At 37.1% G+C, this 22,428-nt stretch carries 25 protein-coding genes; 4 read left to right on the forward strand and 21 right to left on the reverse strand.

Annotated elements, in window-relative coordinates:
* The first annotated feature begins 38 nt into the window (after nucleotides 1-38).
* Both NMG63_RS08745 and NMG63_RS08750 read left to right on the forward strand, forming a co-directional pair.
* Nucleotides 39-743: a helix-turn-helix domain-containing protein gene (locus NMG63_RS08745; protein ID WP_254006375.1), complete on the forward strand. Its 705-nt coding sequence runs from the start codon at nucleotides 39-41 to the stop codon at nucleotides 741-743.
* Nucleotides 716-1,702: an IS3 family transposase gene (locus NMG63_RS08750; protein WP_254007443.1), complete on the forward strand. Its 987-nt coding sequence runs from the start codon at nucleotides 716-718 to the stop codon at nucleotides 1,700-1,702. The genes NMG63_RS08745 and NMG63_RS08750 overlap by 28 nt, the downstream gene beginning before the upstream one ends.
* A gap of 97 nt (nucleotides 1,703-1,799) precedes the next feature.
* On the opposite strand, the gene pflA is transcribed toward NMG63_RS08750, so the two are convergent.
* From pflA to NMG63_RS08825, 15 genes are all read right to left on the reverse strand, one after another.
* Nucleotides 1,800-2,546 carry a pyruvate formate-lyase-activating protein gene (pflA, locus tag NMG63_RS08755; protein ID WP_254006998.1) on the reverse strand — a complete coding sequence of 249 codons (747 nt, stop codon included), beginning with the start codon at nucleotides 2,544-2,546 and terminating at the stop codon, nucleotides 1,800-1,802.
* 177 nt (nucleotides 2,547-2,723) lie between these two features.
* Nucleotides 2,724-3,992, reverse strand: coding sequence for a UDP-N-acetylglucosamine 1-carboxyvinyltransferase (gene murA, locus NMG63_RS08760; RefSeq protein WP_254006999.1), 1,269 nt, complete (start codon nucleotides 3,990-3,992; stop codon nucleotides 2,724-2,726).
* A 138-nt stretch (nucleotides 3,993-4,130) separates the two neighbouring features.
* Nucleotides 4,131-5,024, reverse strand: a complete 894-nt coding sequence (locus tag NMG63_RS08765; RefSeq protein ID WP_254007000.1) for a glycine betaine ABC transporter substrate-binding protein — start codon at nucleotides 5,022-5,024, stop codon at nucleotides 4,131-4,133.
* Complete coding sequence (locus tag NMG63_RS08770; protein WP_013853449.1) at nucleotides 5,021-5,626, reverse strand: ABC transporter permease; 606 nt, start codon at nucleotides 5,624-5,626, stop codon at nucleotides 5,021-5,023. Before NMG63_RS08770 ends, NMG63_RS08765 begins: the two co-directional genes overlap by 4 nt.
* Nucleotides 5,616-6,257, reverse strand: coding sequence for an ABC transporter permease (locus NMG63_RS08775; RefSeq protein ID WP_254007001.1), 642 nt, complete (start codon nucleotides 6,255-6,257; stop codon nucleotides 5,616-5,618). Before NMG63_RS08775 ends, NMG63_RS08770 begins: the two co-directional genes overlap by 11 nt.
* Entirely contained in the window at nucleotides 6,250-7,380 is a 1,131-nt protein-coding gene (locus NMG63_RS08780; protein WP_254007002.1) for a betaine/proline/choline family ABC transporter ATP-binding protein, read from the reverse strand. The genes NMG63_RS08775 and NMG63_RS08780 overlap by 8 nt, the downstream gene beginning before the upstream one ends.
* Before the next feature lie 436 nt (nucleotides 7,381-7,816).
* Nucleotides 7,817-8,569 carry a formate/nitrite transporter family protein gene (locus NMG63_RS08785; RefSeq protein WP_254007003.1) on the reverse strand — a complete coding sequence of 251 codons (753 nt, stop codon included), beginning with the start codon at nucleotides 8,567-8,569 and terminating at the stop codon, nucleotides 7,817-7,819.
* A gap of 204 nt (nucleotides 8,570-8,773) precedes the next feature.
* Nucleotides 8,774-9,640: a class II fructose-1,6-bisphosphate aldolase gene (fba, locus tag NMG63_RS08790; RefSeq protein WP_254007004.1), complete on the reverse strand. Its 867-nt coding sequence runs from the start codon at nucleotides 9,638-9,640 to the stop codon at nucleotides 8,774-8,776.
* Nucleotides 9,641-9,669: 29 nt separating this feature from the next.
* Complete coding sequence (gene pyrG, locus NMG63_RS08795; protein WP_254007005.1) at nucleotides 9,670-11,292, reverse strand: CTP synthase; 1,623 nt, start codon at nucleotides 11,290-11,292, stop codon at nucleotides 9,670-9,672.
* Between the two features lie 107 nt (nucleotides 11,293-11,399).
* A complete protein-coding gene (gene rpoE, locus NMG63_RS08800) occupies nucleotides 11,400-11,720 on the reverse strand; it encodes a DNA-directed RNA polymerase subunit delta (RefSeq protein ID WP_003774292.1) in 321 nt (106 codons plus the stop codon).
* 3 nt (nucleotides 11,721-11,723) lie between these two features.
* Nucleotides 11,724-12,125, reverse strand: a complete 402-nt coding sequence (locus tag NMG63_RS08805; protein WP_254007006.1) for a DUF1934 family protein — start codon at nucleotides 12,123-12,125, stop codon at nucleotides 11,724-11,726.
* Nucleotides 12,126-12,222: 97 nt separating this feature from the next.
* Entirely contained in the window at nucleotides 12,223-13,443 is a 1,221-nt protein-coding gene (locus NMG63_RS08810; protein ID WP_254007007.1) for an aminopeptidase P N-terminal domain-containing protein, read from the reverse strand.
* Between the two features lie 2 nt (nucleotides 13,444-13,445).
* Nucleotides 13,446-14,678 carry an HD domain-containing protein gene (locus tag NMG63_RS08815; RefSeq protein ID WP_254007008.1) on the reverse strand — a complete coding sequence of 411 codons (1,233 nt, stop codon included), beginning with the start codon at nucleotides 14,676-14,678 and terminating at the stop codon, nucleotides 13,446-13,448.
* On the reverse strand, nucleotides 14,656-16,101 hold the full coding sequence (gltX, locus tag NMG63_RS08820; protein WP_254007009.1) for a glutamate--tRNA ligase: 1,446 nt from the start codon (nucleotides 16,099-16,101) through the stop codon (nucleotides 14,656-14,658). Before gltX ends, NMG63_RS08815 begins: the two co-directional genes overlap by 23 nt.
* A 94-nt stretch (nucleotides 16,102-16,195) precedes the next feature.
* Nucleotides 16,196-17,374: an acetyl-CoA C-acetyltransferase gene (locus tag NMG63_RS08825; RefSeq protein ID WP_123170914.1), complete on the reverse strand. Its 1,179-nt coding sequence runs from the start codon at nucleotides 17,372-17,374 to the stop codon at nucleotides 16,196-16,198.
* A gap of 260 nt (nucleotides 17,375-17,634) precedes the next feature.
* On the opposite strand from NMG63_RS08825, the gene NMG63_RS08830 reads away from it, so the two are divergent.
* The gene (locus NMG63_RS08830) at nucleotides 17,635-18,780 is read left to right on the forward strand and encodes a hydroxymethylglutaryl-CoA synthase (protein ID WP_254007010.1); all 1,146 of its coding nucleotides are present in this window, start codon (nucleotides 17,635-17,637) and stop codon (nucleotides 18,778-18,780) included.
* Between the two features lie 20 nt (nucleotides 18,781-18,800).
* Here the strand turns inward: NMG63_RS08830 and NMG63_RS08835 are convergent, their stop codons facing one another.
* Nucleotides 18,801-19,157 (reverse strand): MmcQ/YjbR family DNA-binding protein, encoded by a 357-nt coding sequence (locus tag NMG63_RS08835; RefSeq protein WP_254007011.1) that lies wholly within the window; start codon nucleotides 19,155-19,157, stop codon nucleotides 18,801-18,803.
* Nucleotides 19,138-19,533, reverse strand: a complete 396-nt coding sequence (locus tag NMG63_RS08840) for a VOC family protein (protein WP_254007012.1) — start codon at nucleotides 19,531-19,533, stop codon at nucleotides 19,138-19,140. Before NMG63_RS08840 ends, NMG63_RS08835 begins: the two co-directional genes overlap by 20 nt.
* Before the next feature lie 63 nt (nucleotides 19,534-19,596).
* Between NMG63_RS08840 and NMG63_RS08845 the strand changes: the two genes are divergently transcribed.
* A complete protein-coding gene (locus tag NMG63_RS08845; RefSeq protein WP_003774282.1) occupies nucleotides 19,597-19,776 on the forward strand; it encodes a hypothetical protein in 180 nt (59 codons plus the stop codon).
* Between the two features lie 28 nt (nucleotides 19,777-19,804).
* On the opposite strand, the gene darA is transcribed toward NMG63_RS08845, so the two are convergent.
* The 4 genes from darA to NMG63_RS08865 form a co-directional block, all read right to left on the reverse strand.
* Nucleotides 19,805-20,128, reverse strand: a complete 324-nt coding sequence (darA, locus tag NMG63_RS08850; protein ID WP_013853459.1) for a cyclic di-AMP receptor DarA — start codon at nucleotides 20,126-20,128, stop codon at nucleotides 19,805-19,807.
* Between the two features lie 114 nt (nucleotides 20,129-20,242).
* Nucleotides 20,243-21,346, reverse strand: coding sequence for a redox-regulated ATPase YchF (ychF, locus tag NMG63_RS08855; RefSeq protein ID WP_254007013.1), 1,104 nt, complete (start codon nucleotides 21,344-21,346; stop codon nucleotides 20,243-20,245).
* Nucleotides 21,347-21,550 carry a DUF951 domain-containing protein gene (locus NMG63_RS08860; protein WP_003774276.1) on the reverse strand — a complete coding sequence of 68 codons (204 nt, stop codon included), beginning with the start codon at nucleotides 21,548-21,550 and terminating at the stop codon, nucleotides 21,347-21,349.
* The gene (locus NMG63_RS08865; protein WP_254007014.1) at nucleotides 21,543-22,397 is read right to left on the reverse strand and encodes a bifunctional 5,10-methylenetetrahydrofolate dehydrogenase/5,10-methenyltetrahydrofolate cyclohydrolase; all 855 of its coding nucleotides are present in this window, start codon (nucleotides 22,395-22,397) and stop codon (nucleotides 21,543-21,545) included. The genes NMG63_RS08860 and NMG63_RS08865 overlap by 8 nt, the downstream gene beginning before the upstream one ends.
* Nucleotides 22,398-22,428 lie beyond the last annotated feature (31 nt).

The raw sequence follows: 22,428 nt of genomic DNA on the forward strand, positions 1-22,428 counted from the left end.
ATAAAATCGGGCACTACAAAAAAGGAGGAGCTTTTTCTATGGGGAGAAAGAATAAATATCCAGCCGAAATAAAAGAACAAGCAATTAATGAATATTTGAATGGCATAAAAGGTGCACCAGAAATAGCTGAAGAATTATCTATTGATTCTAGTACATTACGTAGTTGGGTGAAAAAGTATCAAACTTATGGTATTGAAGTTTTTTCAGATAAAGATCGAAACAAAAGTTATTCGAAAGAGCTCAAGGAATCCGCAATTAGGGATTATCTTGAAGGCGCAGGTTCTCTTAAAGATATTAGTATTAAATATGGTATAAGTTCCCATGAGGTTTTGCGCGGATGGATAAAAAAGTATAATAGACTTGAAACTATAAAGGATTACGATCCTAAAGGAGAAGTCTATATGACAAAAGGTAGAAAAACAACAATTGAGGAGCGTCAGGAAATTGTCGCATATTGTATTGAACATGACTACGATTATAAGGGGACTGCTGAGCGCTATGAACTTTCTTATGCTCAGGTTTATCAGTGGGTGAAAAAGTATAACGAATTGGGAGATGATGGTCTTCTTGATAAACGTGGCAAGCGAAAACAAGAAGATCAACTTAGTAATGAAGAACGTTTAGAACGTAAAGTAAAACTACTTGAAAGACAACTCGAACTGAAAGAACGCGAGAACATTCTATTAAAAAAAGTGAAGGAAATCGAAAGGGGGCGATATTCTCCAAAGCAAAACAAGAAGTAAAGTATCTCGCAGTGCAGGAACTACATCATAAACATGGCTGGAGTATTCAGTGGATGTGTAAGGTACTTAAAATCGCAAGAAGTAGTTATTATAAATGGACGCATCGTGTTGAAACAAGCAATGAAATTGAAAATCATGAGCTTTGCAATCTCATTCTTGATTATGATGAACTATTTGGACATATCTTAGGCTATCGACGCATGACGGATTGGATCAATGAGTTGAATAGCGTTCAATATAACTCGAAGAGGATTCATAGACTCATGAAGATGCTAGGGGTGAAATCAGTGATTCGTCAAAAGTCTAAAAAATATTCACGAAGCACTCCTGAAATCACAGCTGAAAATATTTTAAATCGAAATTTCTTTGCCGCAAAACCGAATGAAAAATGGCTGACAGACGTCACAGAATTTAAGATTAAAGGTTCAAGTAAGAAACTATATCTCAGTGCGATTATTGATCTTTATGATTTAAGTGTTGTGGCGTATCAAATAAGTGATCGGAACAATAATCAACTTGTGTTTGATACTTATCATAAAGCTATCGCGAGATATCCAGAGGCAAAACCTTTATTTCACAGTGACCGCGGATTCCAATACACAAGTAGGGCATTTAGGAAACAGCTAGAAGATCAAGGAGTGATGCAAAGTATGTCTAGAGTGGGACATTGTATTGATAATGGTCCTATGGAAGGATTTTGGGGAACAATCAAATCAGAAATGTACTACCCTAATGAATTCAGTACAAGAAGCGAATTGAAGAAAGCAATTGAAGTGTATATTGATTTTTATAACAACAAGAGACTTCAGAAACGCTTCAAAAACAAAACACCAATGATGGTTCGAACTGAAGCGCTAGGAACAGAGACACCTGTAGTCTACGCGATTCCAACTAACAAGAAGATTGAAGCTTACTGGTCAAACATTAGAGAAAAACAAATGCAGTCACTTGTAGCATAAAAAAGATGATTCATCATAAAGTGATAAATCATCTTGGATATTTTATTTATTTCACCTGTCTACTTGACAGGGAGCAGTTCAAGAACGGGTCTTTTTTTTATTTTAAATCTTTGCGTAAAGTTTCAACTTTTTCTCGTAAATAAGTTTGTAAATCCGCACATACATCGCGATTCATTGGTGGTACACCCTCTAGTGGATATTCCTTATCAATAAGTTCATACTTATTCACACCCATTGTATGGTATGGAAGTAACTCAATACGCTCGATATTATTGAGCGGTGCAATGTATTCCGCAAGTTCATCCATATATTCATAGGTATCATGAAATCCCGGTACGATTACAACACGAATCCATGTCGCAACACCATGTTCTTGAGCTTTTTCTAGGAATTGATGTGTAACACGAATTGGAGCACTGGTCATTTCACGATATTTTTTTTCTTCTAATCCCTTAATATCGTAGAGAATTGTATCTGTAACACTTAGGATATCATCAAAAGTATCTGGACGACCAAAGCCAGAAGTATCCAAACACGTACTGATTCCTTCCGCTTTACACGCTTTCATCGCTTCATATAAAAATTCGGGTTGATTTAACGGTTCACCACCACAGAACGTTACACCACCATCTTCACCAAAATAAGGTTTGAATCGGCGGAGTTTATCCATTAATTCATCAACAGTAATGGCATCTTCCGGATCAGTTTTCCACATATCAGGATTATGGCAAAATAAACAACGTAATGGGCATCCTGACAAGAATGCAATGGTACGAATTCCCGGTCCGTCCACCATCCCCATTGTTTCAAATTTACGAACATAACCGGTTCTTGAGTCTTTCATGGTCACATCTCCTTTTTAGTAATACAAGTGTATCATATATCTAAAAATGTACATGACTAAGGCTCCTATTGTAAGCGTTTACCGAAATAACAACGTTCACAAATTCACGTATTTCACAAAAAAACGTTTGTAATTAGTATACAAACGTTTTGATTTCACAAAGATTAAGATTTAAATTTAGGCTTTATCCTCACGCCAAATAACGCCACCTAAAGATGTAAGCTTATTATCAATATCGTCATAACCACGATCGATATGATAGATCTCACTAATCTCAGTTACGCCTTCTGCGATGAGTCCTGCAATAACAAGACATGCTCCACAACGTAAATCCGTTGCTTCTACTTTAGATCCATATAATTTTGAAGGACCCTCTATCGAAGCCTGCGCAGGCATTAGTTGAATGCTAGCTCCCATACGATTTAACTCATTACAATGTTTAAAACGTTCCGCATAAATCGTTTCTTTAACCGTAGAATGACCATGCGTTTGTGTAAGCAAGGCCGTAAGCGGTTGTTGGAGATCCGTTGCGAATCCAGGATAGGTTTGCGTCGTGATATCGATAGCTTCAAGCGGTTTTTCCGACTTGCGAATACGAGCATAGTCCACACCCACTTCAATATCAACGCCCATCTCAATTAATTTCGAGATCAAAGCATCTAAGTGTTGCGGAATGATATTCTCAATCGTCATATCATCTGCTGCTGCTGCTGCCATAATAATATAAGTTCCTGCTTCAATGCGATCTGGAATCATTTCATGTGGCTTTCCAGTCAAACGTTCGACACCTTCAATGGTAATCACGTTTGTACCCGCACCACGAATGTTCGCACCCATCTTATTCAAGAAGTTTGCGACATCAATAATTTCTGGTTCTTTCGCAGCATTTTCAATAATCGTTTTACCTTCAGCTAAAACTGCTGCAAGCATAATATTGATTGTTGCTCCTACAGATTGAAAATCAAGATAGATTTTCGCACCAATAAGTCGCTCTGCCGAAATTTCATAAAAACCATGTTTATACTCAATTGAAGCACCCAATGCTTCAAATCCTTTTAAGTGTAAATCAAAAGGTCGGGGTCCTAAATAACATCCTCCCGGCATTTGCATTTTCACATAACGATATTTTCCTAAAAGTGCACCCATAAAATAATAAGACGCACGTAATTTTGTAACTGCTTCATGATCTAAATCCACATTTTTCATACCTGTAGTATCAATTTGGAAGTGATCAGGGGTTGGTGAGGATACATTTACATTAAGTTCTCTTAATAATACTGATAAAGATTCAACGTCCGAAATATTAGGAACGCCATAAATATTAACTTCACTATCAGATGCGAGAATGGCTGCAGGAATCAATGCTACAGTAGCATTTTTTGCTCCACTAATTCTTACCTTGCCGTTTAATCGATGTCCACCTTCAATTTTTATAACTTTTGCCATTCAAACAACTCCTTTTGTCCATTGATATTATAACCGATAATGAATAGAAAATATACCTATCCACCATCTCTCATTTGATATTCATAATCTTTGAATATCCCATTCGCAATGGTACATAGGTATTTGGGAATTATTTCATCACTTATTAATTAAATTTTTCTCAACCAAAAAGTCTCGAGCTACCGTTTCAGGGTTTTTAACTTCCACATCAACACGATAATTTAGTTGACGCGATTCATCGGTCGTAATCGAATTCGATAGTTTTTCCAACACGGCTTCTACACCGGGGAAGTCTTTTTCCAAATCCGAACGAACGAGGAATGCCGATTGATAACGGGGAAAGAATTTCAAATCATCCTCCAACATCGTTACAGGATAACGATTCACCATTCCATCCGCACTTGTTACGAGCGTAACATCCATATTGTCACTATCCAATCCCGCAAGTTTTAAACCAATATCAATTGAGTTTGCTTCTTTAAATTCCATATCGTAAAACTTCGTTAATGGCTTATAACGAACCGATCCATTATCATCAAAAAAAGAATGTTCTGCCGCAAAAATAAGATCACTCGCAATCGGCTTTAAATCAGAAATTGTTTTTAAGTTATATGTTTCCGCTAAAGCATCGGTAACTGCAACCACATATGAATTCTCAGATCCTAAAGGTTCCAGTAACTTAACGTTCGCTTTTTCTTGTGCAAGGTTATTTGTGAATTCAAATAATGATTGGTTTGAAGGAATATCTTGAGGGTCTTGTTTTAAAAATGTTGCCAATACCGTTCCATCCCAACTTAGTGTCATGTCCATCGCACCACTTTTAATTTGATCAAAAGCTAAATTATAAGCCATGGAAGGTTGAATATAAACTGAATAATCTGTATACGTTTCAATCATAATTTTAGCCATATACGTCGCAACATTCATCTCCGCAATATCACCGTCAATAATTACAAGGTCTCCCTCTTGACGACTGCCACAACCACTTAAAGAAAGCAACAGAATGATTAGAAGTACTAACTTTTTTTTCATATTGTTTTACCTCCTTGTTTTAGTTTAAGATGTTTTTCATATTGTCCCATTGCCGTATCGATTACAAGCGATATTACAATTAAAGCAAGCGTTCCATATCCGATTAATTTCATATTTTGAGTTCGAACACCCCGATAGAGAATGGATCCCAAACCACCACCCCCAACAAGTGAGCCAAAGACGGCAACACCGACTGATGTGACGACCGCAATACGCATCCCTGAGAAAATAAATGGAAATGCAATCGGTAATTCTACTTTAAAAAGTCTTTGGATTTTTGTCATTCCCATACCTTGTGCTGCTTCTCGAATTCCAGGATCAACACTTTCCAATCCTGTTACCGTATTCAAAACAACGGGAAGTAAGGAATAAAGCACTAAACCAATAATTACGGTTTTCTTTGTAGGTCCAAAAAATGCCATCAAAATCCCAAGCATTGCAAGCGTTGGTATTGTTTGAAGAATATCTACGAGTAACAAAATAGGTTTCTTAAATTTTGGATATACATAAGCAATCATTCCAATAATAAGACCTAAGATAAGTAGGAAAAACGCAGAAACTAAAACAAGAAATAGATGTTCTAATACCATATTAACGGTCATGTTGCGCACCTCCTGTTGTTAGTCCTTTTGGCATAAACTTTGTTTGGAGATAATCCACAAAGTATCCCATTAAAATCGCAAGGATGGCGGATGGAATCGCTCCGATAAGAATTGTTTCTTGAACATTGGTATCAATTCCACGATAAATAAAGACGCCCAAGCCACCTTGACCAATCATAGCAGCAAGTACAGCCCAACTTACGGTATATACAGTCGACATGCGAATTCCCGCAAATATAGAAGGTACTGCCATCGGTAATTCTACTTTTAGAAGTGATTGCCACTGGGTCATTCCAATACCACGTGCCGCTTCTACATAACTGGCATCCACTTCTAAAATTCCAGCATAGGTGTTTTTTAAGACGGGGAAAATTGCATACGCAGTAAGAGCAATATAAATTGTCTTAGGACGCATACCCGTATAAACAAAAAGCACTCCAATAAAAACAATCCCCGGTATGGTTTGAAATAAACCAATAATAGGCATTACATACTTAGAAATCTTTTTAAAACGGGATAATATGGACGCTAAGACGATCGCAATGATTGATCCAAGTGTTACCGCAACTACCACAAATTTAATATGCGTGAAAATCGCTTTAATAAGTTCTGGAAGGATAGCACTACTCATTACCATCACCACCCCAAACAACATTAGTAAGACTTCGGGCAATCGAACCACGAGTAATAATTCCAGTTACTTCACGATCATCATTAATCACGATGACATAATCACGTTTGTTTTCTGTAATTTCTCCAATTGCTTGTTGAGCATCCTCATTCTGATTGAATGCAGGAACACTTTTTTCAACCACTTCCGATACACGTTGATACGTATCACGTTTTGAAATAAGTTCATCAATCCATGCAACACCTAAATATTTTTTATGTTCATCCACAACAACAACACTGTTTAAATCACGTGTACGCATTAAACCTAAACATTCCATAATAGGTCTTCGATCAAAAACCTTAAATACATTTGGTTTCATTAAATCACCACAAGTTAAGTCAAATGATGATCCATTCTCATGCATTTGTTTCCCCATAAATTGTTTAACTTGCTTGGTAGCAGGATTTCGTAACATTTCTTCAGGTGTTGCTTTCTGAACAATTTTACCATCTTCCATAAATACAATAGTATCGGCCATCTTAATTGCTTCATCCATATCATGTGTAACAAATACAATGGTAATCCCTAGTTTTTCTTGAATAGACTTAACTTCATCTTGTAACGTATCTCGTGTTACAGGATCTAAAGCACCAAAAGGTTCATCCATAAGAATCACTGGTGGGTTTGCTGCAAGTGCTCGCAAAACCCCGATACGTTGTTGTTGTCCACCACTTAGTTCAGATGGGAAGCGATTCGCATATGTCTCATAAGGCATACCGACTAAAGGCATCAATTCCCTTACCCGTTCATCAATCTTCGTTTCATCCCACTTTAAAAGCCTAGGAACAATCGCAATATTATCAGCGAGTGTCATATTGGGAAAAAGACCAATTTGTTGGATTACGTAACCAATATTACGACGTAAATCAATCACGTTCATCTCATCAATCTTTTGGCCATTAATGTATATTTCTCCACCATCATGTTTGATAATCCGATTCAACATCTTTAATGTTGTTGTTTTACCACAGCCTGATGGTCCGATAAGGCATACAAATTCCCCTTGTTTTATTGTTAGATTTAAGTTTTCAATAACGACTTTATCGTTATAAACTTTCTTAACATTTCTGTATTCGATCATATATTTTCCTCCTATTTTAATGCAGCCGCATAAAAAAAAATGTACGCGACATTTCCCTTAAAATTCATTCAGAATGTTGATTCAAGCACAACTTAATTAAGAGTCACTTATGATAATTTTTACCATAATGATATAAATAGTATAACGCAAAATACAATTTGAGACAAATTGACCTCTCATTTTCTATTTCCACAAATTCAATAGAAGCATAAAAATCTCATCTAAAGTCCCCTGAAAAACACACACTCAATCAAGCACAATTCACAATTCAAACGATTAACTCCAACAGAACCCAATTGTCCTACAAGGGCGTTAAAGCGGCCATAAGCGATAATTATCATCTCTAGACATCATTTATCCAACAATCGATCAAAACATATCCAAATAGCGTGAAAACAGTTCTAACAGCCTATATCCCTTCAAGAATAAAAAAGAATCACGAAATGTGATTCTTTGCATGGGATGCATGCGTATAAAGATAACCTACCAATACCGCACCACCAATTATATTACCCAGATAAGAAAAGAAAATGTTTGATGCAAATTCAGAAAATTGAATCACCCCATTTTGCATACCTGCTGTTAATAAAAACATGTTCGCAACACTATGTTGGAAGCCAAGTAATACAAAAACCATCACTGGGAACCAAATCCCCATAATCTTTCCTGCACCATCTTTGATTGCCACATTAAGCCACACCGCTAAACCTACAAACCAATTACAACCAATCCCTGAAATAAACGTTGCCATCGGTGAATACGATGCCTTCCCCATTGCTAAACGGTTCACTGTTTCTGTATAGTGACTTAATTCGCCACGACCTAAAATGAGTGCTACAAAAACTGCACCTACTAAGTTCGCAAGTGTAATGACAAGCCAGTTGATTGAAAGCTCTTTTAACGTAACTTTCTGATTTGCATAAGAAGTACCCACTACAGTCATATTTCCTGTAATTAACTCACCACCGGCAAGCAAAATCACAATTAAACCAATTGGAAATACACTGGCACCCAAAACATTACCAAGTCCACCATCGACGGTAGCTACGATTTTAATATATGCGAGATAGCCTAGAGAAATCATTGCCCCTGCAATAAACCCTAAAATACAACGTTGCTTCGTTGTTTTATGTACCTTCATAACCCCTAAATCAGATACACGTTCTACAGTTTCATCTAATGAATACATAAGTCTCCTCCAAGTTCCAAATGTAATCTTACGTTGAGTATAAACCCAATACAAGGGTACACACTTAAAGTTTGTGAATATTTAGGCATCAATATTTTAAATTGTTTCAGTTTCACGAGACTTTGTTTATATCTGACATGATTGCACAAAAAAAACCACCGTCTCTAAGATGACGATGGTTTATAAATGTTTGATTGATTGGAATTAAGCTTGGTTAGCTGAACCCATCATTTCAATTTTTTCTTTAACTGTAGCACGGATTGCATCTGTACCAGGAGCTAAAAGTTTACGAGGGTCAAATCCTTTACCTTCTAAATCTTTTCCTGATTCGATGTATTTACGTGTTGCTTCAGCAAATACTAATTGACATTCTGTGTTCACGTTAATTTTTGAAACACCTAATTCAATAGCTTTTTTGATTTGGTCTTCAGGAATGCCTGATCCACCGTGTAATACTAAAGGAATGCTTCCTGTAGCAGCTTTAATTGCTTCTAAAGTTTCAAAGCTTAAACCTGCCCAGTTTTCTGGGTATTTACCGTGAATGTTACCAATACCAGCTGCTAGGAAATCAATTCCTGTGTCAGCGATTATTTTACATTCTGCTGGATCTGCAAGTTCACCTGTACCGATGATTCCGTCTTCTTCTCCACCAATTGAACCTACTTCAGCTTCAACTGAAACACCTTTTGAATGAGCTAATTCAACGATTGCTTTTGTTTGTGCTAAGTTTTCTTCGAATGGTAAGTGTGATCCATCATACATTACTGATGTGAATCCTGCTTCGATACATTCTTTAGCGCCTTCAAAACTACCGTGGTCTAAGTGTAATGCTACTGGAACTGTAATATTTAGTTCTTCTAACATACCGTTTACCATACCAACGATTGTTTTGTAACCTGTCATATATTTACCAGCACCTTCTGATACTGCTAATAAGATAGGTGACTTCATTTCTTCTGCTTGAAGAAGAGCTGCTTTTGTCCACTCTAAGTTATTAATGTTAATTGCTGGTACAGCGTAGTGTCCGTCACGTGCTGCTTCCAAAATGCCTTTAGCTGATACTAATGCCATAATAATAAATTCCTCCTATTTATATATATCTATTCTACTCTTTTTTTCGCAAATTGCAAAGACGCATTCACAAATCCATAGAATAATGGATGTGAACGGTTTGGTCTTGACTTAAACTCTGGATGATATTGACATGCCACGAAATAATCATGGTCTTTAAGCTCAATAATTTCCACTAATTGTCCATCAGGACTTAAACCACTAAAGCGTACTCCCGCATTCTCAAATTGCTCACGATATTTATTATTAAATTCATAACGATGACGATGACGTTCAAAAATTACATCTTCATTGTTATAAAGTCCGTATGCTTTACCTTCGTGATCAAGTTGACATGGATAATTACCTAAACGTAATGTGCCACCAAGATCTGTATGTTGTAATTGATCTTCCATAAGATCAATTACAGGATAATTTGTTTCGGGTACAAGTTCTGTTGAATGTGCACCTTCTAATGCGCATACATTACGCCCGAACTCAATCATCGCTACTTGCATTCCTAAACAAATTCCGAAGTAAGGAACATTATTTTCTCGTGCATATTGTGCGGCTAAGATTTTACCTTCCACACCACGTAATCCAAATCCTCCAGGTACAAGAATACCATCTAACCCTTTAAGTGTTTCTGTAACATTCTCGGCTGTAATCTCAGCTGAGTCAATCCATTCAATTTCAATCTCACTACTGCATGCATAACCCGCATGTAAAAGTGCTTCACTTACAGATAAATAAGCATCATGAAGTTGAACGTACTTCCCAACAAGACCAATTTTAACTTTATGTTGTAGGTTTTTTGCACTGTCAATCATTGCAGACCATTCCGTCATATCCGCTGCAGGTAAATCACCTAATCCAAATTTATGAAGAATATAATTATCAAGTCCTTGCGCTTGGAATGAAAGTGGAAGTTCATATAAGTTTTCCACATTTCGTGATTCAATAATCGCATTGTCATTAACATCACAGAAAAGCGCAATCTTATTCTTCATATCTTGAGTTAAAGGCTCATCACAACGCGTAACAATAATATTTGCTTTAATACCGTGTGACATGAGTTCTTTAAAACTATGTTGAGTTGGTTTTGTTTTGAATTCGTTACTTGCAGGAACTTTAGGAATCAGTGTTGTATGAACAAACACAACATCCTCAGTTTTATTTTCCGCATGGACTTGACGTACCGCTTCTAAAAATGGAAGTGATTCAATGTCCCCTACTGTACCACCAATTTCAGTGATAACAACATCGGCTCCCGATTCTTTTCCCGCATCATAGATTTTATTTTTAATTTCATCCGTGATATGTGGAATAACTTGAACTGTTGCCCCTAAATAGGCACCTTTACGTTCCTTATTAATAACACTTGAGTAGACACGACCTGTAGTAATGCTGGCATTTCTCGTTAACTCTTCATCAATGAAGCGTTCATAGTGACCTAAGTCTAAGTCTGTTTCGGCACCATCTTTAGTTACGAAAACCTCACCATGTTGGTATGGTGACATTGTTCCTGGGTCTACGTTAATGTATGGATCAAACTTTTGCATGAACACTTTCATGCCACGATTTTTGAGCAATCGCCCAATCGATGAAGCGATAATTCCTTTACCAATTCCGGATACAACACCTCCGGTTACGAATATATACTTTGTTGCCATGTCTAATCTCCTTCTACTACAAAAATAAAAGCTCCCAATAAATTTGGAAGCTGCTGCCCTTTTATATTTTAGCAAACTTAATATATGAGTTCAACCAAAGACTTCAATTATTCTTCCTCAATGCTCGGAACAATCTCAAATTCTTCGAAATCTTCGTCATAATCGTCATAAGTATCTAATAAATCAGGGTCAATTTGTAAACTTTCTAAAGTATGACGCTCGCGTAAATCCCATTTATTTCCTTCTAATGAGATAAATCGTGAATCCATCATCATTGCATTATAGAATGATGCCACTTTTCTTTTTGAAATTTCTTCTGAGAAATTTACTTCTTCAGCGACTTCTTTCCACAATTTACTAAATACAATTTCTTTACGTTTTCTCTTTAATTTTTCATATGCAATATCACTTAATGATTTTGATGACATAGTTTATACCTCCGGTTCCCACCTACATTCGAATTCAAGCGTATCAATATGTGACCCAGCTTGCTTCAAATGATACCTCATATAAAGAAGACCACTTCTAACTTCTAATGTTTCTACTTCAACCTCGAACACTAAAATTCCCTGTGCGCTTGAGACGAGCAACTCTGTTTGTTCGCCTTTACAGAAAACTCCTTGTGTTAACCATTCACCTTGCCGCTTAAATGACACCTCGTCATTGGTGAAATCAAGAATAACATATGCGTCTTCCTCGTCATACATTATGCGTTGATACAATCCATAGTTTATAAGATCAGCTTGGTTATCCGTTCGATGAAATGATTCATCACGAGATTTTTGCTTAATAGTGACTTTAGTTTTGATGGAGATCCCCCTTACGTATTTCACCTATGTATTATATGGCTTTGAACAACAATGTCAACATGTTTATTACATAAAGTAAAAAAGTGTGCTTCAATACACACACTTTCATTTTACATTCACATTACTTCACAAAATACGCTTCGATTTCACTTACTTCTCGCATGATTTGTGGGGCTAAATCTTCGCACCCATTTTCGGTTACGAGAAGGTCTGTTTCAATGCGAATTCCGATTCCTTCTTCCGCAATATAAAGCCCCGGCTCGTTAGTAATAACGTTTCCTGGAACAAGCGGTTGCCCACGATCAAGCCAAACGTCATGTGTGTCCAAACCGAGTGAATGTCCAATACTATGGTAGTAGTAACGACCTACTTCCTCAACGTTATCAATAAGTCCGAGTTTTATACATGATTGACCTAAAGTCTCTTTTGAGATTTCATTCAATTCCATTATCGAAATACCTGGCTTCACGGATTCATTGATGATGTGGAAAGTATTCAAGACTTCTTGGTAAACTTCTTTTTGGCGTGGTGTAAACGTTCCATTAATTGGAAACGTACGAGAAATATCGGCACCATAACCGTTTACACGAATTCCTAAGTCTAATAATACAAGGTCACCGTCATTTAACGGTTGATTGTTTGAGATGTAATGGAGGACTGTCGCATTCTTACCACTTGCACAAATTGTGTCAAACATTAAATCACCGTGCGCCTTATTGCCTTCATACAAGAAACGTGCAGCCATATCATTTTCATTCGCACCTGGTTTCATTTCTTCCACCATCGCTTTGATTGCATGATCTGTTACATCGATTGCATTGCGAATTGCTTCAACTTCTTCAGGATGCTTAATTTGACGACAACGTACAAGACATTCAAATACATCGACAACATTCTCTTCGCCAACTGCATCCGCAAAGACAAGTCCTGATGAGTGTTCAACATCGCCAATGGTATCGTGATCCATATCAACACCGATTGAAAGTCCTGAATCCAACACAGAAGTTACATATGCATCAAATTCGTTAAAGTAACGAACATCTTCAATACCTGAAATCGCTTGTGCTTCTTCTTTAGTCATGAAATATCCAACCCATTTTTCCATATCTGGATTTATTTCTCGTAAAAATAAGATTTCATGATTGGTTTCTTTTTCAAAAACAACAACAGCTTCCGGTTCTTCAATGCCTGTTACATAATAAAAGTTTCGATTCGCTGAGAAAGGGTATTCTGCATCCGCTGAACGACGAACGCCGCATCCGCTGAATAAAAACGTAACTGTCTTTTCAGGCAATTCATTCATCACCTTTTCACGAATATTGATATAAGTTTGTTTTTTCATGATTATACCTCCTCAGGGTAGAAAATCTTTTCGTCCTGTTTCTTTTCACCCGTTGCGAATCCACGAACGATTGAGGATGCGCTGGTTAATTCTACAAGCGTACCGTTTTTAAGTGCAACCCATAATCCTTCTTCACCGTTTTCCACATAAGGAGAGTAAAGAATCTGAGACTGTTGATCACTAATAACATAGTAACGATTGTCAAAGCCTGCATTTTGAACTCGTTCTTTAATTGAATCTACTTGATATGAAGATTCAAGATCTTCGTATTTAAAGAGTTTTCGATTTAAAAGACGTAACGCCAAGTCTTTTAAGATCGGATCCTTTGATTTTGTAAGTGACATAAATCCAGCATAACAGGTTGATTCATCTAATTCAAAATGCTCTTGTGTACTAATGTTACCACCCGAAACAAAAGGCTTAAAAAACGATAATTCATCGCCCAGTTCTTTTCCCTCATGAACTAAATCCTTCATGCGTTCAAAAATCGCGAAGAGAATCATTTCAAAGCTTCGTGATGTTGGATGTAAGTAAACCTGCCAATACATTTGATAGCGGGCCATAATATAGTCCTCTACGGCATGAATTCCGCTTTCTTTCACAACAAGCTTATCATCGATAACAATAAGTGTTCTTAAGATTCGTGATAAATCAAATTCACCGTAACTTACACCCGTAAAATAAGAGTCCCGCAAAAGATAATCCATACGGTCTGCATCCAATTGACTCGAGATAATTTGAGTTAAGAGTTTACGTGAATGGCGATGCGCAATAATATCCGCAACCATTTGAGGTAACTCGGGATGAGCCTCGCTAAGAATCTTATGCACGTTCGTATCCTCTAAAATAATTCGATCCGTAAACGTTTCATGATTTACCGATGTCACGGACTCAAAAGCATGTGAAAAAGGGCCATGTCCCACATCATGAAGCAATCCTGCACACAATAATGCAACGTGTTCCAAATCAGAAAGTGTATCTGCTAGACCATTTACATTATCAATCATTAAACGAACCACTTCATAAACCCCGACAGAATGAGAAAAACGAGAGTGCTCTGCGCCATGATAAACTTGATTTGTCCCACCTAATTGATGGATGCGTCTAAGTCTTTGGAACTCTGGTGCGTTAATCAGATCCCAAATAACTTGATGATGTACATGAATGTATCCGTGCACAGGATCTCGTAAGACCTTGTGCTCGGAAGTCGGCTTAAATTTTATTGATATATTCATTTAAACGTTTTTCAACAACGTCGCGACCTAAAAGATATAACGCACTCATTAAATCAGGTCCATGTGTTTGATGTGTTGCACTAACACGTAATCCCATAAATAACGGTTTTCCCTTAAGTCCAGATTCAGTTTTCGCAGCATTAAATGCTTCTTTCAGTGAATCCACATCCCATGATTCTGGTAAGTTATTCAAGAATGCTTGTGCAACCACGGGTGTTGTTTCCCATTCTAAAACTTCTTTTTCTGAATCGGTTAATTCTGGTTCAACAAAGTAGGGTTCGATTAATGAACCAATTTCTGCACCATATTGCAATTGCTCTTTAAAGAGAAGTAAGCACTTTTCAATCCATGCTTCATCTTTGTTTGTAAGATCATGTGCTGCTTCCGCAAAGGGTCTCACGAAGCTTAACCATTCACCGTCTTCTTTTTCTTTTAAGTATTGATGATTCATCCATGTAAGTTTTGTAACATCAAACATTGATGGTGCTTTAGATAAACGATCTTCACTAAATTCAGCAATCAGTTCTTCATGTGTAAAGAGTTCCTTTTCACCCTTTGGAGACCAACCAAGCAGCGCCATAAAGTTAAACATAGCTTCAGGAAGATATCCTTGATCTTTATATTGACTGATGTATTGCATGACTGAGTTATCGCGTTTTGATAACTTCTTACCATTTTCATTTACAATTAATGTCATATGACCGAATAAAGGAATATCCCATCCAAACATTTCATAAAGCATCATTTGTTTTGGTGTATTTGAAATATGTTCTTCCCCACGGAAAACGTGTGAGATTTCCATCAAGTGGTCATCAATTACAACTGCAAAGTTATAGGTAGGAATACCGTTTGACTTCACAATAACCCAGTCACCAATATCTTTTGATTCAAATGAAATTTCTCCACGAACCATATCATTAAACGTATAGGTCACATCCGTTGGTACTCGTAATCTTACAGAGTAAGGACGGCCTTCTGTTTCATAACGTTGTTTCGTTTCATCATCAAGGTGAAGACATGTGCGACTGTAACGAGTTGATTGGTGTCCAGCCGCAACTTGACGTTTGTAATCTTCATCAAGTTCTTCAGTTGTACAGTAACACTTATAAGCATCGCCACTTGCTAATAATTTTTCTACATATTCATTATAAATATCTAAACGTTCCATTTGACGGTATGGAGCATATTCTGGTTTTGGCTTGTCTGGAGATTCATCAGGTACAATCCCTAACCAATTTAAGAAATAAAGTTGTGATTCCTCACCGCCCTCAACATTACGTTCAATGTCTGTATCCTCAATACGTAGTACAAAATCACCACCATGGTGTTTTGCCACTAAATAATCAAATAACGCTGTACGTGCGTTACCGATATGAAGAAATCCTGTTGGACTTGGTGCATATCTTACTCTAACTTTTTTCATTTTTAGTACCTCTTTCCAAATTCCATACTATTATAGCATGGTTATGTCAAGGATTAAATATTAAACAATCGCGATAATCCCTGCAAAAAAGAACCTACATTGTAGGTTCTTCTCGTTCAATCATCATTGCGACACCCATGCCGCCACCAATACATAACGAAGCAATACCACGTTTTGTATCTGAATGAATTAATTCATAAATTAAAGTTACCATAATACGGGCGCCAGATGCACCAATTGGATGTCCAATGGAGATTGCTCCCCCATTAACATTAACTTTATCTAAATCTAAATTTAAATCACGACAAACCGCTAACGATTGTGAAGCAAATGCTTCGTTTAATTCAAATCGATCAACTGTATTTAAATCTGTATTTGTTTTCTCTGCTAAGGATTTAACTGCATAGTAAGGTGCATAACCCATAATTTCAGGATCAACCCCAACTTCTGAAAAACCTTTAATGGTAGCAATAATATCTAAATTCATTGCCTCAGCCTTTTCACGACTCATTAATACAAGTGCAGCAGCACCATCATTAACTCCTGAAGCATTACCCGCTGTAACCGTTCCATCAAGTTTAAAACTTGGTTTTAAACGTTGAAGTCCTTCAAGCGTAGAATTTGTTCTGATAAACTCATCCGTATCGATAAGATCACGTCCGTTATTAACTGGAACAATTTCATCTTTAAAGAGCCCCGCCTCAAGCGCACGTGTTGCACGCACTTGTGATTCTAATGCAAACGCATCTTGATCCTCACGGGATATATTAAATTGTTCGGCAACAGTCTCTGCTGTAACACCCATCAATTCATTGGTAAACGCGTCAACAAAACCATCTTTTTGAATTGTATCTTCTGTTTCCAAGTTTTGAAATTTCGAACCAAAGCGACCATTCTTTATTATATGAGGTGCTTGTGACATATTTTCAAAACCACCCACAACTACAACATCCTTCTCACCAAGCATAATGGATTGCATTCCAAGATGAATTGACTTCATCCCCGAACCGCACATCTCATTAATTGTCATGGCTGGTGTTGAATAGGGAATTCCAGAAAACACCGATGCTTGTCGCGCAGGGTTTTGTCCTAATCCTGTTTGGATGACATTACCCATTACTACGTATTCAACATCTTCCGGCGAAATCTTTGCACGATGAATCGCTTCTTTAATCACTGCTGTTCCTAATTCTACAGCTGAAGTCTTCAAGAAGCTTCCCCCGAATTTACCTATCGCAGTGCGCGCAGCACTGACTATAACTACGTCTCGCAAAAAATCACTCCTTCTAAAATGTCGGCTAGACAATTATACCGTTTACAATTTATAAACACAACATTTTCCTTAACGCCTATCTCTATCTCGAACCCTAGTTTACCATTTGAGAAGAAAAAGCGCTCATTTTCACACAAGATACCATAAGTTTATGCCTAAATAACCCTACTTCGTGTGAATTATTCTTGAATTACACATAATTTTTGCTTATTATCCAAGAGACTATTATAATGAGAGCATATCGAAAAAGGAGATATTCCATGGAAATTGGACTTGATAAAATAGGGTTTTATGCCCCATTAACGTATATAGATATGGTTGATCTTGCGCACGCACGCGGGATTGACCCAAACAAATATACGCTCGGACTTGGACAAGATCTACAAGCTGTATGTCCTATATCACAGGATACGGTTACATTAGGGGCTAATGCTGCTTCAAAAATATTGAGTGATGCGGATAAGAAAGCCATTGATCTTGTTATTTTGGCTACAGAATCTGGCATTGACCAATCAAAAGCAGGGGCAACCTCAATTCATACATTATTGGGAATTAACCCCTTTGCACGTTGTATTGAGATTAAACAAGCATGCTATGGTGCAACTGCAGGGCTTCAACTTGCGAAAGCTCATATTGCTTTAAATCCAAGTAAAAAAGCGTTGGTTATTGCAAGTGATATTTCACGATACGGTCTGAATACTGGTGGCGAAGCAACTCAAGGTGTTGGCTCGGTAGCGATGTTAGTAAGTACCGATCCAAAAATCATGACGTTGGAAGCAAACGCTTCTTATTTCTCAGATGATATTTGGGATTTCTGGAGACCGAATTACAGTGATGTGGCTTTTGTAGATGGGAAATACTCAAACGAACAATACCAACGTCTCTTCACAACAGTATATGAGGATTATCTCAAGAAAACAGAACGTACAATCGATGATTTCAATGCACTCTGTTTCCATATCCCTTATACAAAGCTTGGGTTAAAAACGCTAAAGCTCATCGCAAACGAAGAAACACATCCAAGCCTTTTTGAAAACTTTAAAAAGAGTACTCACTATAACCGTCAAGTCGGTAATATTTATACTGGATCACTCTACTTAAGTCTACTCAGTCTCCTCGAACAAGGATCCTTAACTGCAGGTGATCGTATTGGCTTATACAGTTATGGTTCTGGAGCTGTTGGAGAATTCTTCACGGGAATCTTACAACCAAATTACAAAGATCATTTACTCAAGACACATCAAACAGATCTTGATCAACGTACAAAGTTAACAATTCCTGAATATGAAGCACAGTTTAAAGCTCAACTTGTTACTGATGGAAGTCATCAAATACTCAAATCAGACGCATCGAAATATACACTTGAGTCTGTTTTCGAACATCGACGTTACTATGAAACCAAATAAAAAGTTCCACTCGGAACTTTTTATTTTATCTCAGTCTGCATTTTCTTAGTTAAACTCTTAAAGATAAGTTCATACGACCCATTAATAAGTGTTTCAATGAGTGTTTCGTCCACTTCCTTATCCATACGAATTGAAATCCAATGAACTTTATTCATATAGTAACCTTCGGTGATTATTCCAGGATACATCTCACGATAGCGGGCACCTTCGCTGGGCTCGGCTTTAACCGTTACAATTGGATCGCCTTCTTTATTTGTTCCCATCATCAAATACATTTTTCCGCCGACAAGCGCACGTTCTGCATTCCATTCTTCTTTAAAATCATACACAGTCCCTTTGTTTTGAAGACATACTTGTTTAATTTTCTCCGGTTTCATAGGGACCTCCTGCAAGTGTAATCACCACACCATCAGGATCTGTTAGAGCAAATTCCCATGTATCATAAAATGTTTTATGCAGTGTTTTTACTAAATTTGGATGAGACTTGAGCCGTTCATATTCCGCTTCAACATCTTCAACTTTAATAAAAAGTGTTAAGGAAGGATTGATTGAATCTGTTTTAAGACTTGGATATTCACCAATCAAAGTTTCCTTTTCTTCAAGCATTAACGTTGTTTCACCAATACCAAGAATTGCGAATATAGTGACCGATTCAGTCTCCACTTTATCATAAACAACCATGTTTAAAACATCTTGATAAAACAGGATGCTTTCATTCACATTTGTAACCATTAAATTGGGTGTTAGTTTCATAGTGCTACCGCCTTTATATTTATTAGTAAATCGTATAGAATAGGGATGAAAGCGGGGTAAGCTATGGCATATTATAATTATCATGCGAAAGCAAAACAACTGATTGCCGATGGGCATCTCACTCATTTTGAAATTGTGGATAACTGGAATGGTATTAAACCCGCACTTGTCCTCTATTTTGATAATAACCGGCCCATGCCCATACGGGAATATCGATGGCCAGAATACTTTGAATTAATTTAAAAAGAAAGAACGCTCACGTTCTTTCTTTTTAAAGTTTATGGAATTGTTCTACATCCATAACAAATACTGTTGCGCCCCCAACTTGAACTTCCACAGGGAATGACGCATAACGTCCGATATCATAGGATGCTGTAGATGGTACGACTTCCGTACGTTTACTACATTCATTACCAATGATTTCTAAACATCCTTCTACGCGATCATCATCAACACCGATAATTAATGTTGTGTTCCCTGCGCGTAAGAATCCTCCGGTTGTAGCGAGACGTGTTACTTGATAGTTTTCTTTATTTAATGCATTTGAAACTACAGAACTGTCATCATTTGAAACAATAGCTAATACTAATTTCATAAGATTCCCTCCTCTTACCTTTGTTTCATTATACCATAAAATAAATCGATGGTTCTTTTTTTTATTATCATAAAACCCCCTATCCAATTTAATGGAGATAGGGGGTTCTTTTCACTAATTATTAAATCTAAAGTGTACAATATCGCCATCTTTCATGACGTATTCTTTACCTTCAGAACGCATTTTTCCTGCTTCTTTAATTGCTTGTTCGCTTCCGTATGCTTCTAAATCTTCCACATTATAAGTTTCAGAACGAATAAATCCTTTTTCAAAGTCTGTATGAATCACACCAGCACATTGCGGCGCTTTCATACCATCCACAAAGGTCCAAGCACGAATTTCTTGAGGACCTGCCGTAAAGAATGTACGTAAGTTTAAGATTTCATAGCTATTTCGAACTAAGACATCTAAACCACTCTCTTGCACACCTAAGTCGGATAAGAATGCTGCTTTTTCATCATCTTCAAGACTTGATAAATCTTCTTCGACTTTCGCACATACAGGAATTACACGACATGAACGTGCTTCCGCATAAGCTTTTACTTTTTGGTACATTTCATTACCCTCAATATCCATAAGACTGTCTTCATCGATATTCGCTACATAAATAACAGGTTTAATAGTTAAGAAATGGAATGTACGCGCAAGTTTCTCATCATCTTCATTTAAATTTAGATCACTTAAAGGACGGTTATTTTCAAGTGTTTCTTTAGCACGATCTAATAACTTCATTTCTGCCATTGCTTCTTTATCATTGGATTTAGCTTTTCGGCCTACACGTGAAATTCGGTTTTCCACACTTTGTAAATCCGCAAGCATAAGTTCAATTTCAATAATTTCGATATCTGAGATTGGATCTCCAACAATACCGTGCTCATGCACAATATCCGAGTTCGCAAAACAACGCACAACATGCGCGATGGCATCTACTTCACGAATATTTGATAGAAATTGATTTCCTAATCCTTCACCTTTTGAAGCGCCTTTTACAAGTCCAGCAATATCGGTGAACTCAAAAGTTGTAGGGATAATCTTCTTAGACTCAATAAATTTTTGGATTGTGTCAAGTCGTGGGTCGTTTACTTTTACAACACCGACGTTTGGTGCAATCGTCGCAAAGGGATAGTTTGCTGCTTCAACCTGTGACTTCGTGATTGCGTTAAATAATGTGGATTTCCCAACGTTTGGTAATCCAACAATTCCTGCTGTTAATGCCATCTATAATTCCTCGTTTCTTTCGATTACTTTTTTTAATTTTTTTTCAAAATCTTGGCGTGTGAGCATAATGACCGACCCACACCCTTCGCACTTAATTTTAATATCTGCACCCATACGTGTAATTTTAAAATACTGTGATTTTTTGCATGGATGATCTTTTTTCATTTGTACAATATCACCTAAACCATATGTTTTATCAATCATGCTGACACTCCTTAAGTTTATATGCAATCATTGTATTTTCCAGTAAACTGGCTATTGTCATCGGGCCTACGCCTTTAGGAACTGGCGTCGCATAAGCTGCAATCTCATAAGCGTGACGATCTACGTCACCTCTTAGATTCCCATCTACGCGATGAATCCCTACATCAACAAGTACGTGTTGATCTGAAATCCATGAAGATGGAATTGCTTCGGGTTTACCCATGGCAACCACAATTATATCATTAGATCGAACAAGTTCCTCTAAGTTTTTTGTTTTTGAGTGTGCTAACGTTACCGTCGCATTTTTTTGGGTCAAAAGCGTTGAAACTGGCTTACCTACAAGACGACTTCGTCCGATCACTAATGCACGTTTACCTTCAATCTCCACATTATACCAATCTAATAATCGTACAATCCCTTTAGGCGTACACGAAACAAATCCTGGACGATTTAATTCCAAATATCCAACATTCAATGGGTGTAATCCATCTACATCTTTTTTGGGATCAATAGCTTCAATAATAACATTCTCATCAATATGTTTCGGTAACGGCAACTGTACCAAAATACCATCCACATGTTCATCGTGATTTAATGTGTGAATGATTTCTAAAAGTGCTTCTTGGGTTGTATCTTCTTCACACGAAATAGCCTGCGAAGAAAAACCTACAGACTTACACTGTTTTACTTTAGAATTCACATAGGTTTGTGATGCAGGGTCATTACCGACAATCACAACGGTCAGTGAAGGTGCACGCTTATCCTGTTTAAGAAGTGCATCCGTTTCTTCTTTTAATGAAGCACGAATTGCTTTTGAAACAGCTAATCCATCAAGTATTGTTGTCATGTTATCATCTCCAATTAACGTCTATAATAAT

Source organism: Erysipelothrix amsterdamensis (assembly GCF_940143175.1).
Lineage (GTDB): Bacteria > Bacillota_I > Bacilli_A > Erysipelotrichales > Erysipelotrichaceae > Erysipelothrix > Erysipelothrix amsterdamensis.

Coding starts and splice junctions, on each gene's coding strand:
- NMG63_RS08770 (WP_013853449.1), bottom strand. CDS start 5,626: ATGACCGTTAATATGGTATTAGAACATCTATTTCTTGTTTTAGTTTCT.
- gltX (WP_254007009.1), bottom strand. CDS start 16,101: ATGAAAAAAGTTAGAGTAAGATATGCACCAAGTCCAACAGGATTTCTT.
- NMG63_RS08810 (WP_254007007.1), bottom strand. CDS start 13,443: ATGAAAAAACAAACTTATATCAATATTCGTGAAAAGGTGATGAATGAA.
- NMG63_RS08840 (WP_254007012.1), bottom strand. CDS start 19,533: ATGAAACTAACACCCAATTTAATGGTTACAAATGTGAATGAAAGCATC.
- pflA (WP_254006998.1), bottom strand. CDS start 2,546: ATGAAAGACTCAAGAACCGGTTATGTTCGTAAATTTGAAACAATGGGG.
- NMG63_RS08845 (WP_003774282.1), top strand. CDS start 19,597: ATGGCATATTATAATTATCATGCGAAAGCAAAACAACTGATTGCCGAT.
- darA (WP_013853459.1), bottom strand. CDS start 20,128: ATGAAATTAGTATTAGCTATTGTTTCAAATGATGACAGTTCTGTAGTT.
- murA (WP_254006999.1), bottom strand. CDS start 3,992: ATGGCAAAAGTTATAAAAATTGAAGGTGGACATCGATTAAACGGCAAG.
- ychF (WP_254007013.1), bottom strand. CDS start 21,346: ATGGCATTAACAGCAGGAATTGTTGGATTACCAAACGTTGGGAAATCC.
- NMG63_RS08780 (WP_254007002.1), bottom strand. CDS start 7,380: ATGATCGAATACAGAAATGTTAAGAAAGTTTATAACGATAAAGTCGTT.
- NMG63_RS08785 (WP_254007003.1), bottom strand. CDS start 8,569: ATGTATTCATTAGATGAAACTGTAGAACGTGTATCTGATTTAGGGGTT.
- rpoE (WP_003774292.1), bottom strand. CDS start 11,720: ATGTCATCAAAATCATTAAGTGATATTGCATATGAAAAATTAAAGAGA.
- NMG63_RS08775 (WP_254007001.1), bottom strand. CDS start 6,257: ATGAGTAGTGCTATCCTTCCAGAACTTATTAAAGCGATTTTCACGCAT.
- NMG63_RS08865 (WP_254007014.1), bottom strand. CDS start 22,397: ATGACAACAATACTTGATGGATTAGCTGTTTCAAAAGCAATTCGTGCT.
- NMG63_RS08745 (WP_254006375.1), top strand. CDS start 39: ATGGGGAGAAAGAATAAATATCCAGCCGAAATAAAAGAACAAGCAATT.
- NMG63_RS08835 (WP_254007011.1), bottom strand. CDS start 19,157: ATGAAACCGGAGAAAATTAAACAAGTATGTCTTCAAAACAAAGGGACT.
- NMG63_RS08860 (WP_003774276.1), bottom strand. CDS start 21,550: ATGATTGATAAAACATATGGTTTAGGTGATATTGTACAAATGAAAAAA.
- NMG63_RS08830 (WP_254007010.1), top strand. CDS start 17,635: ATGGAAATTGGACTTGATAAAATAGGGTTTTATGCCCCATTAACGTAT.
- NMG63_RS08815 (WP_254007008.1), bottom strand. CDS start 14,678: ATGAATATATCAATAAAATTTAAGCCGACTTCCGAGCACAAGGTCTTA.
- fba (WP_254007004.1), bottom strand. CDS start 9,640: ATGGCATTAGTATCAGCTAAAGGCATTTTGGAAGCAGCACGTGACGGA.
- pyrG (WP_254007005.1), bottom strand. CDS start 11,292: ATGGCAACAAAGTATATATTCGTAACCGGAGGTGTTGTATCCGGAATT.
- NMG63_RS08765 (WP_254007000.1), bottom strand. CDS start 5,024: ATGAAAAAAAAGTTAGTACTTCTAATCATTCTGTTGCTTTCTTTAAGT.